This window comes from uncultured Roseobacter sp., assembly GCF_947495025.1.
Taxonomy (GTDB): domain Bacteria; phylum Pseudomonadota; class Alphaproteobacteria; order Rhodobacterales; family Rhodobacteraceae; genus Roseobacter.
This window is the reverse complement of record NZ_CANLXG010000005.1, coordinates 108100-119090: the sequence shown is the minus strand read 5'-3', so window position 1 is coordinate 119090 and position 10991 is coordinate 108100. Positions and strand designations below refer to the sequence as shown.

The 10991-nt window shown below is 60.3% G+C and carries 11 protein-coding genes; 5 read left to right on the top strand and 6 right to left on the bottom strand.

Annotated elements, in window-relative coordinates; all coding sequences use genetic code 11:
- Positions 1–134 precede the first annotated feature (134 nt).
- From Q0792_RS19155 to Q0792_RS19140, 4 genes are read left to right on the top strand one after another with little or no spacing between them, the layout of a single operon-like run.
- Positions 135–773, top strand: coding sequence for a paraquat-inducible protein A (locus tag Q0792_RS19155; protein ID WP_298844780.1), 639 nt, complete (start codon positions 135–137; stop codon positions 771–773).
- Positions 740–1390 carry a paraquat-inducible protein A gene (locus Q0792_RS19150; protein ID WP_298844778.1) on the top strand — a complete coding sequence of 217 codons (651 nt, stop codon included), beginning with the start codon at positions 740–742 and terminating at the stop codon, positions 1388–1390. The genes Q0792_RS19155 and Q0792_RS19150 overlap by 34 nt, the downstream gene beginning before the upstream one ends.
- Positions 1383–3467 (top strand): MlaD family protein, encoded by a 2085-nt coding sequence (locus Q0792_RS19145; protein WP_298844776.1) that lies wholly within the window; start codon positions 1383–1385, stop codon positions 3465–3467. Before Q0792_RS19150 ends, Q0792_RS19145 begins: the two co-directional genes overlap by 8 nt.
- Positions 3468–4034 (top strand): membrane integrity-associated transporter subunit PqiC, encoded by a 567-nt coding sequence (locus Q0792_RS19140; protein ID WP_298844773.1) that lies wholly within the window; start codon positions 3468–3470, stop codon positions 4032–4034.
- On the opposite strand, the gene Q0792_RS19135 is transcribed toward Q0792_RS19140, so the two are convergent.
- Entirely contained in the window at positions 4031–5158 is a 1128-nt protein-coding gene (locus Q0792_RS19135; RefSeq protein WP_298844770.1) for a pyridoxal phosphate-dependent aminotransferase, read from the bottom strand. The genes Q0792_RS19140 and Q0792_RS19135 overlap by 4 nt on opposite strands.
- Positions 5159–5202: 44 nt before the next feature.
- On the opposite strand from Q0792_RS19135, the gene Q0792_RS19130 reads away from it, so the two are divergent.
- Positions 5203–5955: an MBL fold metallo-hydrolase gene (locus Q0792_RS19130; RefSeq protein WP_298844768.1), complete on the top strand. Its 753-nt coding sequence runs from the start codon at positions 5203–5205 to the stop codon at positions 5953–5955.
- Here Q0792_RS19130 and Q0792_RS19125 read toward each other — a convergent pair.
- The 5 genes from Q0792_RS19125 to Q0792_RS19105 are packed head-to-tail and all read right to left on the bottom strand — an operon-like array spanning position 5952 to position 10990.
- Positions 5952–6674 (bottom strand): SDR family NAD(P)-dependent oxidoreductase, encoded by a 723-nt coding sequence (locus Q0792_RS19125; protein WP_298844765.1) that lies wholly within the window; start codon positions 6672–6674, stop codon positions 5952–5954. The two genes, Q0792_RS19130 and Q0792_RS19125, sit on opposite strands and share 4 nt — an antisense overlap.
- Entirely contained in the window at positions 6671–7942 is a 1272-nt protein-coding gene (locus tag Q0792_RS19120) for a flavin-dependent oxidoreductase (protein WP_298844762.1), read from the bottom strand. The genes Q0792_RS19125 and Q0792_RS19120 overlap by 4 nt, the downstream gene beginning before the upstream one ends.
- Positions 7939–9051, bottom strand: a complete 1113-nt coding sequence (locus Q0792_RS19115; protein WP_298844759.1) for a CaiB/BaiF CoA-transferase family protein — start codon at positions 9049–9051, stop codon at positions 7939–7941. Before Q0792_RS19115 ends, Q0792_RS19120 begins: the two co-directional genes overlap by 4 nt.
- Complete coding sequence (locus tag Q0792_RS19110; RefSeq protein WP_298844754.1) at positions 9048–10010, bottom strand: ABC transporter ATP-binding protein; 963 nt, start codon at positions 10008–10010, stop codon at positions 9048–9050. The genes Q0792_RS19115 and Q0792_RS19110 overlap by 4 nt, the downstream gene beginning before the upstream one ends.
- Positions 10010–10990 (bottom strand): ABC transporter ATP-binding protein, encoded by a 981-nt coding sequence (locus Q0792_RS19105; RefSeq protein WP_298844752.1) that lies wholly within the window; start codon positions 10988–10990, stop codon positions 10010–10012. Before Q0792_RS19105 ends, Q0792_RS19110 begins: the two co-directional genes overlap by 1 nt.
- Position 10991 lies beyond the last annotated feature (1 nt).

Genomic DNA, 10991 nt, shown 5'->3' with positions numbered 1-10991 from the left:
ATAATAGGGATTATGTAAATAAATTTCAGTGCACTGACGCCTGAGACGGCGATGTTTCAGCGCTTGCAGTTATCCGCAAAGACAGCCGATACTGGCGTAAGGCAACCACAGATCAGGTGCGGGCAGAACGCTGCGTGAATGAAACCCACATAACAGGCCTCAGGACAGATCTGATCGTCTGCCCTCAGTGCGACGCTGCATGGTCTCTGGAACGGCCCGATGCCGGGCAGCGGGCGGTCTGCGGACGCTGCGGCGAGGTTCTGATCGAGCCACGCCGGAAAGCCGGCAAACAGATCATTGCCTTGTCGCTCGCGATTGCCATTCTCATTCTGGCCGCTGCACTTTTTCCGTTTCTGACGATTTCAGTATCGGGTGCAACAAATTCAGTCTCTGTTCTTCAGGCGGCGCTGGCCTTCAGTGATGGCCCTCTTGTGCTGCTCTCGCTGGCGACGGCGGCTCTGATCGTCTTCATTCCGCTGGCGCGCGTGTTGCTGTCGCTGTATGTCCTGATCCCGATTGTGCGCGACCAGCCGCCTGCACGGTATGCGGCAAAAGCTTTCCGTCTCTCAGAAGCGCTTCGTCCATGGTCGATGGCAGAGATTTTCGTGATCGGCTGTGCGGTTGCCCTCATCAAGATCAGTGACCTTGCAGAGGTCTCCTTCGGTCCCGCGTTCTGGATGTTTTCAACTCTGGTTCTGCTGGTCGTCGTTAACGAAGCATATTTATGCAGGTGGTCTGTATGGAACGCGCTGAACAAACCGGCACGGTCATAAGCGCCCGCGACATGGGCCTGGTGTGCTGTCGCCGCTGTTCGGGCGTCTGGCCTGCCGAAACACCGCGCTGTGCACGTTGCGGCAAGCGGCTTGTCATGCGCGACTGGCACAGTCTGCAGCGTGTCTGGGCGTTCCTGCTTGTCGGTCTGATGTGCTACATCCCGGCAAACCTTTATCCGATGCTGCGGACCAGGACACTTTTTTCGGTGCAGCAGGATACGATCATCGGGGGCGCGATCAGCTTTATTGAATATGGCAGCTATTTCGTGGCGGGGGTCATTCTGGTCGCCAGCGTGGTCATCCCACTGGGTAAGTTTCTGGCAATCGGGTTTCTCGCCCTGTCGGTCAGACACCCGTCGTCGGTATCAGCCCATCAGAGACAACTTCTTTATGAAATCGTTGAATATATCGGACGCTGGTCAATGATCGATATCTTTGTTGTTGCGATCATGTCAGCACTGGTGCAACTGAACACACTGGTTGCCGTACAGCCGGGGATCGCCAGTCTTTTCTTTGCTTTGTCGGTCATTTTCACCATGCTGGCCGCGCAGGCATTTGACAGCCGTCTGATCTGGGACGCCGGCACCACACGGGAAGGAGTGCAGTCCGATGAATGACAAACCTTCCCCGGTGTCTATCGAGACGGGAAAGTCCCCGGTATCGGGCCGGGCTTCCATGATCTGGCTTATTCCGCTCGCGGCGCTTGTGATTGCATTGTTCGTCGCCTGGCAGTCGTTCAATGCGCGCGGCCCGCTGATTTCGATACAGTTCGAGACCGGAGCCGGCATTACGGCGCGCCAGACCGAGCTGCGGTTCCGCGATGTCAAAGTGGGCGTCGTCGAACGCGTGATATTTGCCGAGGGCCTCGAAGGTGTCGTGGCCGAGGTGCGTTTGAACAAGGATGTAGCGCCCTACGTAGACGCGGGATCAAATTTCTGGGTGGTTCAGCCTGAACTGTCAGCGCGGGGCGTGACCGGTCTGGACACAGTGCTCAGTGGTGTCTTTATCGAAGGTTCCTGGGACGGCGAAATCGGCCTGCCCCGTTTTTCGTTCAAAGGCCGCACAACGGCGCCGCTGTTTCTGCCGGGTGACCAGGGCCTTCAGATCGCCCTGCGAACGATCCCCGGCGGTACCATGTCGGATGATGTCCCGATCCTTTACCGTGGTATCGAAGTCGGCCGCGTCGGCCCCGCCCGTATTTCGCCGGAAGGCAATTTTGCCATCGCAGAAGCGGTTATCTATGCTCCGCACGGGCGGCTGATCACCGGGGCGACGCGTTTCTGGGACACCTCCGGGTTCAGCGTCAGCATCGGGCCCGGTGGCGCGGGCATTGATTTTTCATCAATCGCATCGCTGGTGGGTGGCGGCATCACTTTCGACACTTTCGTCTCCGGCGGTGAGCAGATCGTTGATGGGACAGTATTCGAGGTCTTCGCGGATTCCGTGTCCGCCCGGAACAGTGTTTTCAACGCGTCCGAGGTCGAAGTCCTCGAGATGCGGGTCATATTCGACGAGAATATTTCGGGTCTGGTGCTTGGTGCACCGGTTGAGCTCAGCGGCCTGCGGATCGGTACGGTCGAGAGCCTTTCCGGTGTTGTGGATCAGGCGGTCTTCGGGGATTCCCGCGTACGGCTCAGTGTGGTTCTGGCTATCCAGCCCGCCCGGCTGGGCCTTCCGGGGGATGCCAGCTCTGCAACAGCCCTCGATTTTCTGACCGCACAGGTCGAAGGTGGTCTCCGCGCGCGCCTCGCGTCGGGAAGCCTGCTGACTGGCGGGCTGAAAGTTGAACTGGTCGAAGTGCCGGATGCGCCACCGGCAGCTCTCGAAATCTCAGAGGCCGGAATGCCGGTACTGCCGACGACGGAAAGCGAGATTTCCGATGCGGCTGCGACAGTCGAGGGGGTGTTTACGCGGCTGAACAGTCTGCCGATCGAAGATCTGCTGAACAGCGCAATAGAATTTCTGGACGGTGCGCGGGCGCTTGTCACCGACCCGGCGCTGCGCGATGCTCCGCAGGAGGTGCGTGCATTGCTCGGTGACGTGCGGGGTATGGTCACTGCGCCCTCGGTTCAGGAAATTCCGATCGCTCTGAATGCAGCGCTGGTGCGGCTCGAAGCGTTGCTGGCCCAGCTTGAGGAAGATCAGGCCGTGCAAAAGATTGTCGGCGCGATTGATGCGACCACGGTCGCGGCAACATCCGTCACAGCGTCTGTTTCAGGTCTGCCGGATCTTCTTGACGGACTGACGGATGTGGCCGCGCAGGCCGAAGCGTTGCCGCTGGAGGAACTGACGCGGCAGCTGACTGTACTCCTGGCCTCGGCAGATGACATCCTGAGCACGACTGCAGCACAGGATCTGCCCGGTTCCCTTGCCGCTGCTCTGGATGAGCTGAACGCAACCCTCGCCGAACTGCGGAGCGGTGGCGCGGTAGAGAATGTGAACGCAACACTGCAATCAACACGCGAAGCTGCCGATGCAATCGCGCTGTCCAGTCAGGACCTGCCAGCTCTGGTGGATCGCATCACGGAGGTATTTGACCAGGCAAGCGCGACCATTGCAGGATATGACCGCGGCGAAGCGCTGAGCCGTGATGCGCAGGCGGCCCTGCGCGATATCTCACAGGCAGCAGAGGCAATTACCTCGCTGGCGCGGCTGTTGGAACGCAATCCGGGCGCACTGATCAGGGGACGCTGAATGAAAACGAGACATCTGATTTTCATAGGCCTGGCGCTCGTTGGACCTGGCGCCTGCACGACAGCATCTGACAGATACGCTGTGCCGGCGGTCGAAGTCGCGCAGCAGCAACGCATTGCTTTCCGCTCCGTTGAAGTGCGCGAAGTCTCCCTGCCCGCCTATGCTGCTTCGGATGAAATCACCACGCAGGCTGAGGACGGACGACTGGCGAGTGCGGGGAATGTGCTCTGGGCGGACACGCCCGGACGCGCTGTTGCACTGGAGCTCAGCCGGCATCTTGCGCAGATTACCGGCGCGCGTGTGGCATCAGCTCCCTGGCCTTTTGAGACATTTGCGGATGCAATGCTGGATGTGCGGTTTGAGCGGCTGGTCGCAGGTGCTGATGGTCAGTTCAGGGCAACAGGCCAGTATTTTGTCGGGGTGACGGACGGGCGTCGCGAACGATCCGGTTTTTTTGATCTGACCGTTCCCTTTGATCCCGCCGCAGGGCCCGGAGCGATCGCCGCGGCACGTGGTCAGATCGTCGCGGATCTTGCCGCTTTTGTCGCGCGCGACGGGCTGCGCTAGCCAGACCAGTCCGCCAGCGCCTGAGCCAGGCGCGTGAGACCTGCGTCCAGACAGACCTCTGCACCGCCGCCGACACCCAGCCTGATGTGGCCGGGCTGACCATAGGCGCTGCCGGGCAGCAGGAACGTCCGGTACGGATCTGCCAGAAGAAACCGGGCAAAAGCATCGCTGTCGATGCCATCCGGCAGACGGCCAAGTCCGATGAGACCTGCCTGGGGTGCGACCCATTTCAGGCCGGGTTGCCTGGCCACCCAGTTGTTCAGATGGGCCAGATTGGACATTCCGGCTGCGCGGGCCGCGTTCAGCGCTGATTCATAACGGGCAGGCCGCAGCGCAATTTCGGCGATCACCTCACCCATAATATTCATGATCTCGGATGCGTTTTCACGTCGGATCACGGCGTCCATCACCAGCGTCTGGTCCGGACAGATCAGCCAGCCGGTCCGCAACCCCTGAAGCCCCAGGGCTTTGGACACAGACCCGGTGGTGATGCCGCGGGCATACATCCCGGCAACCGAAGGCGCGCGCGGGCCCTCCCATTCAAGTCCGGCGTATACTTCATCAACCAGCAGCCACGCCCCTGCCCGGTCCGTCATGCGGACAACCTCTTCGAGTTCGGTGCGCGTGAGCATACGGCCGGTCGGATTGTTGGGATTGCTCAGAAAAATCATCCTGGTTTTCGGGCCAACCGCCCTTGCCAGATCATCCAGAGGCAGCGCCCAGCCGTCCGCTTCGTGCCTGTGCACATGAACAGTCTGCGCGCCCGCCGCCTTTGCCAGTACTTCCGCCTGCGGCCAGCCCGGGCTTTCCGTGACGATCTCGTCACCGGGCTGCAGCAGTTGCATAATGGCAAGGTAATTGGCCTCTGCTGCACCCGCTGTGATCAGTACATCATCTGCGATACACAAACCGTCCAGCCCGGCCTGCCTGAGAACATGGTCTCGTAATTCCGGCAACCCACGGAAATCCCTGCCATTCCAGTCCAGTGACTGTTGAGGGTCCAGATCGTCCAGAAAATCACCAAGAACCGGAGACTGCGAAAGGGAAAAACCGACAATGGCCTCTGGTGCAGCGTCTGTTGTCTCCAGCAGGTACTGAAAAAGCGTGTGTATCTTGACTTTCAAAGGGGCTCCCTCTCTGCTCGGATCAGAAAGCGCCCGGAGAAGTTATGCAACCCCTTCTGAAAGGCAGTCCCGCGTGGCTGGCGGTTCTGGACTACGGATTGTTTCAGGTTCACGCCAATGGCCGCATTATCGGTATCTGCGGATATGTGGTACAGACCACGGCAGGAGAATCGGTTCTGATTGATACCGGGTTCCCGGCAAAATACGCAGACGACCCACTGGCCGCCACGACCGAGGATGAACTGGGTGGATTTGGCCAGGTCCTGTCGCTGACCCATGAAAATCTGGCACCCTCTCAACTTGCGCGGCTGGAGCTTGCGCCGGGTGACATTGATCTGATGATCCAGAGTCATACGCATATCGACCACGTCGGTTTTATGCACGCCTTCCCGAACACGCCGATCCTCATTGCCGCTGCCGAACGCGCCCTGCCACGGCCACTGTACTGGTCCGGGAAGCAAACGATGGAGTGGCCGGTCGCTGACTATCTGCAGATTTCAGAGGACACAGACATCGGGCCCGGGTTTCGTGTATTGCTCGTGCCGGGGCATGCGCCCGGACAGCTGGCTTTTGTGCTTGATCTGCCGCAGACCGGCGCAGTGGTGCTGACCTCTGACGCGATCAGTCGACCGGAAGAGATTGATGAAAAGTTCGCCGGCTCATGGGATGAAAAGCTGGCCATTGAAAACGCGGATCGATTGATGGAAACAGCCGCGGAACGCGATGCATTTGTGATCTACGGACATTGCCCGGACCAGTGGAAGACACTGAAAAAAGCGCCGGAATGGTACACCTAGCGCACGTCACGCCCCTGGTTGAGAATAATAACATTCCCACTGGAGATATCGCCGGCGGGTGAAACCAGAAAACTCACCCAGGCGGCGACCTCATCAGGCTGCATTGCCCGCCCGTGCGGCATCTGAGCGATTGCAGCGTCCAGAACCTCCTGGCTGACCACGCCAAAAAGGGGCGTTTCGGTCATGGCCGGTGCGATGGAATTCACAGCAATTCTGTCACGTGCAAACCGACGCGCGAGATCTTTGGTCAGAGTGTCCATCGCCGCTTTGGAGGCACGGTAATGTGGCGGGTCAAACACATCAAAATTATAGGCGCCATTCGACGAGATATTCACAATCTTGCGTACACCATTTCGGTCCTGCATAAGGCGCACGGCGGCCTGAGAGCAATGAAACGCGCTCGAGAAATTCACCGCCATCTGCCGGTCAAACTCGTCTGCCGGAATGTCCGGAAATTCCGACATAAAGCAGGTACCGGCATTGTTCACCAGGACATCCACTCCTCCGTGTTCTGCATTGATCTGTTCAAAAACCGATGCGATCGCACTGGCGTCTGTCAGATCGACCTGCATCGCATCAAAACCTTCGCACACCATGTGCCGAAGGCCCTGCGCATCGATATCGAGGCCGCAGACATGCAGACCGTCATCCATCAGCTGGTTGCTGATAGCACGGCCAAGCCCCCCGGCTGCGCCGGTGACAACGGCAATACGCGTCATGGTGTGACCTTTCTCAGAGCGGCAGGAACAAGAGGTGGCTGGATGTTCAGCGTTTCGGGATCGAATCCGGCAAGTTTTTTGTATCTGGCGGAATGCGCTGCCAGTTCTGCGGTCGGGATCACATCGTCGATCTGGTCAAATTCCCCCCCGCACAGGTCCTCGACCCGCTGCAGAATGGCGTCTGGTCCGCTGCCCCTGTTTGCCAGAACAACAGCGTTTGCGCGTGGCCTCATCTGCGCCTCATATTCCTGCAGCGCCCCTGGTGTGGCACCGTGTTCCGCCAGCTTCGCCCCGATTACACGGGCATCGACAATTGCCTGGCTCGCTCCGTTTGATCCAACCGGATACGTCGGATGTGCGGCATCGCCCATCAGTGTCACGGCGCCGTCTGTCCAGCTGTTCACCGGGTCACGGTCGACCATCGGGTACTCATAGACTGCCTCCGCGCCGCGGATCAGACCGGGCACATCCAGCCAGTCAAACTTCCAGCTTTCGAACTCCGGCAGAAAGTCATTCAGGTCGGCGGGCCGGTTCCAGTCTTCGCGCCGCCATTGCGTTGCCGGATCGACGCGCCGTTCAGCAATCCAGTTGATCAGTGTGTTGCCGGTTGCCGGATCAGCGGCTGAAATCGGATAGGCCACAAAGCGCCGGGTGTCATGCCCGGCCAGGATCATCCCCGGCACATCACTGAAACCCGGCGCAGAGGTGGTCCCGCGCCAGAGAATGGCACCGCCCCAGACCGGGGGGCCCTCTTCCGGGTACATCTGTGCCCGGATCGCGGAGTGAATGCCATCTGCAGCGACCAGCAGGTCGCCGGTCTGCCGGATCACACCACCGGGACCATCAAGCACAAGTTCAGGCCCCGAGCGGGTGTTCACATAGCCTGTGGCCCGGTGGCCTGTGACGACGGCGTCTTTTCCCGCACGTCTCACCAGCGCATCATAAAGCATCATCTGCAGGTGTCCGCGGTGCACCGACATCTGTGGCCATCTGTACCCGGCGTCCACTCCGCGGGGTTCCTGCCAGATCAGCCGCCCGGTCCGCGTGTAGAAACCGAGTGTCCGGGTCTGAACCCCTGTCTTTTCCAGGTCGGGTCCGAGGCCAAGATCCATCAGTTCACGCACTGCATTCGGCTGCAGGTTGATCCCAACACCCAATGGCCGAAGCTGCCTGACAGCCTCGAAGATGCGAAATGGTACGCCGATCTGATGCAGCGTCAGCCCGAGTGTCAGACCCGCGATTCCGGCACCGGCGATCAGCACTGTCATGTGATGTCACCTTCTGCCCGCATTGCTGCGATTGCTGCCCGCGAATACCCGAGTGCACCAAGGACGGCTTCGGTATCGGCGCCTGGCGCGCCGGGCGTTTCCGGGGTACGGACAGTGCTGCGGGAAAACCGGGGCGCACAGGCCGCCTGGGTCACACCGCCGGGAGCGCTGAATACTGCCCGATCAGAGTTCTGTGGGTGAAGGGTCGCTTCGGCAAAACTCAGAACCGGGGCGACACAGGCGTCGGAGCCAGCAAACAGATCTGCCCATTCATCCCGTGTTCTGGTCCGGAAAGTATCCGCAAATTCCGCGGCCCTGCCCGGCCAGGCGGCAACATCCATCTGATCACCCTTGTCATCCAGACCGGCGATACGGACCAGTTCCGCGTAAAACTGCGGCTCAAGAGCGCCAACCGAGATATACCTGCCGTCCGCGCATTCATAGCACCGGTAAAACGGCGATGCGCCGTCAAGCCAGTTTGATGACCTTTGCTCTGACCAGGTTCCGCGGGCAATCATTGTGTGAATAAGCCCCATCATGGCGGGCACACCATCAGACATTGCAGCGTCGACAACCTGGCCGCGGCCGGACACAGTACGCTCAATGACGGCTGACAGGATGCCAAAGAGCAGAAACATGGTACCGCCCCCGAAATCAGCGATCAGATTGAGCGGCACGACCGGAGGACGGTCAGCCGGGCCGATTGCATGAAGCGCGCCGGTCAGCGCGAGGTAATTGATGTCGTGCCCTGCTCTTTGTGCCAGAGGGCCGGTCTGACCCCAGCCCGTCATCCGCGCGTAGATCAGGTTTTCCGGACAGTCTTCGGGTCCGAGGCCAAGACGCTCCATCACGCCCGGGCGGAAGCCTTCGATCAGAATGTCGGCCTCAGCGATGATTTTTTGTGCGGCCCTGCGACCTGCGTCCGATTTCAGGTTGAGCGCAACAGACCGTTTACCCCGCCGATTGATGTCTGTGGGATCCTGTTCCCCGGAAGCGCGGTCAATCACCGTGACCTCGGCGCCCATGTCAGCCAGCAGCTGACCTGCCAGTGGGGCCGGGCCAAGACCCGTGAACTCTACCACCCGCAGCGATGTCAGGGGGCCGCTCATTCCACCATGTGACAGGCGACGCGCGCTCCCCGCACGGTGCGCATCTCGGGTCTGTCCCGGGCGCAGATGTCGGCCGCAAGCGGACAGCGGGGGTGATAGGCACAGCCCGTTGGTGGATTTATCGGGTCGGGTATTTCCCCTGTGGGCGGTGGCACCTCGCGCCCGAAGTTGCCCAGTTGCGGTGCTGCCGCCAGCAGCATCTGCGTATAGGGATGTTTGGGATCGTCAAACAGCGCGTCCGGATCAGCCTCTTCGACAAGGCGACCCAGATACAGCACGCCGATCCGGTCAGCCATATGCTGCACAACCGTCAGATCGTGGCTGATAAAGAGATAGGTCAGGCCGAATTCATCCTTGAGATCACTCATCAGATTGAGCACCTGTGCCTGCACTGATACATCCAGCGCGGATGTCGGCTCGTCGCAGACGATCAGCTTTGGCTCCGAGGCGAGCGCGCGCGCGATGCAGATGCGCTGTCGCTGACCACCGGAAAATTCATGGGGAAATTTGCCGGCATCGCGGGCCGCGAGACCCACCTGTTCCAGCAGTCGTTCGGCCATGCCTTCGGTGTTGCCACCCCGCGACGCAACCGGTTCCACGATGATGTCGCGCACCCGCCAGCGCGGGTTGAGCGAGGCAAACGGGTCCTGAAAAATCATCTGGATGTCGCGGCGTACGGCGTCAATCTTTGCCGCATCCTTCTCGCGTGCCAGATCCGTGCCGCGTATTTCTACTGAGCCTTCAGATGGACCAAGCAGACCAACCAGCATCTTACCGATTGTTGACTTGCCCGATCCGCTCTCGCCGACCAGGGCATAGACGCTGCGCTCGGCGATCTCAAAACTGACATCAGAGACAGCTGTCAGAAATGCTTTTTCGCGGCGCTCCACAACCCGGTTGAGCCAGGGCTTTGAAACGTCGAAAACGCGCGTCAGATTGCGGATGTTCACCATGCCCATCAGGCAACCGCCTCCTGTTTCAGCGGGAACCAGCATGCTGCACGGCCGTCACCATCGGCGATCCGGGGGCCAGGACTGGTCTGGCACCGGCTCTGGCTGTTCGGACACCGCGGATGAAAGGCGCAACCTTCGGGCAAAGCATCGAGCCGGGGCATAGCGCCGGGGATCTGATGCAGCCTGTCACGCCCGCGTGACGCAAGTGGAGTCGATCCCATCAGGCCGTGTGTATAGGGGTGATGCGGACGCGTCAGAACCTCGCGAACCGGACCAAGCTCTGCGAGTTGCCCGGCATACATCACGGCCACCCGATCAGCGGCTTCGGCGATGACGCCCATATCATGCGTGATCAGCATGACCGCTGTCCCGCGTTCCCGGCACAGCTTTTTCAGCAGAGCGATGATCTGGGCCTGAACAGAAACGTCCAGTGCCGTTGTCGGTTCGTCCGCGATGATCAGCGAAGGTTCGGCGCAGAGTGCCAGTGCAATCACAACCCGCTGACGCATACCGCCGGAAAATTCGTGCGGGAAACTGTCGACACGTTCCGAGGCACCGGGGATGCCGACTTCTTCAAGCGCTGCTACGGCGCGTTTCGAGGCCTCTGCCCGGGAAATATCGAGATGTGCCAGCATCGTTTCCGTCAGCTGGTCGCCGATGCGCAGCAGCGGATTCAGCGATGTGAGCGGATCCTGAAAGACCATGCCGATCTCTTTGCCCCGGAGCCTGCGCATCGCCTCACCTGTCAGGGTATCAATCCGTGCTCCGTTTACATGGATTTCGCCGCCTGAGACATGTGCGGGCGGGCTCAGCAGCCCGATGACCGCATTACCGGCCATTGATTTGCCGGCGCCGGATTCTCCGACCACGCCCAGGACTTCTCCGGGCGCGATGTCATAACTGACACCGTTTACCGGACGCAGCACGCCGTGCCGGGTCGGAATCTCGACCGTCAGATCTCGGATGGAGAGGACCGGGTCAGTCATT

Bases quoted from the DNA above. Each gene is read 5' to 3' on its own strand.
- Q0792_RS19105 (WP_298844752.1), bottom strand. From the start codon at position 10,990: ATGACTGACCCGGTCCTCTCCATCCGAGATCTGACGGTCGAGATTCCG.
- Q0792_RS19110 (WP_298844754.1), bottom strand. From the start codon at position 10,010: ATGGGCATGGTGAACATCCGCAATCTGACGCGCGTTTTCGACGTTTCA.
- Q0792_RS19145 (WP_298844776.1), top strand. From the start codon at position 1,383: ATGAATGACAAACCTTCCCCGGTGTCTATCGAGACGGGAAAGTCCCCG.
- Q0792_RS19150 (WP_298844778.1), top strand. From the start codon at position 740: ATGGAACGCGCTGAACAAACCGGCACGGTCATAAGCGCCCGCGACATG.
- Q0792_RS19120 (WP_298844762.1), bottom strand. From the start codon at position 7,942: ATGACAGTGCTGATCGCCGGTGCCGGAATCGCGGGTCTGACACTCGGG.
- Q0792_RS19130 (WP_298844768.1), top strand. From the start codon at position 5,203: ATGCAACCCCTTCTGAAAGGCAGTCCCGCGTGGCTGGCGGTTCTGGAC.
- Q0792_RS19125 (WP_298844765.1), bottom strand. From the start codon at position 6,674: ATGACGCGTATTGCCGTTGTCACCGGCGCAGCCGGGGGGCTTGGCCGT.
- Q0792_RS19115 (WP_298844759.1), bottom strand. From the start codon at position 9,051: ATGAGCGGCCCCCTGACATCGCTGCGGGTGGTAGAGTTCACGGGTCTT.
- Q0792_RS19140 (WP_298844773.1), top strand. From the start codon at position 3,468: ATGAAAACGAGACATCTGATTTTCATAGGCCTGGCGCTCGTTGGACCT.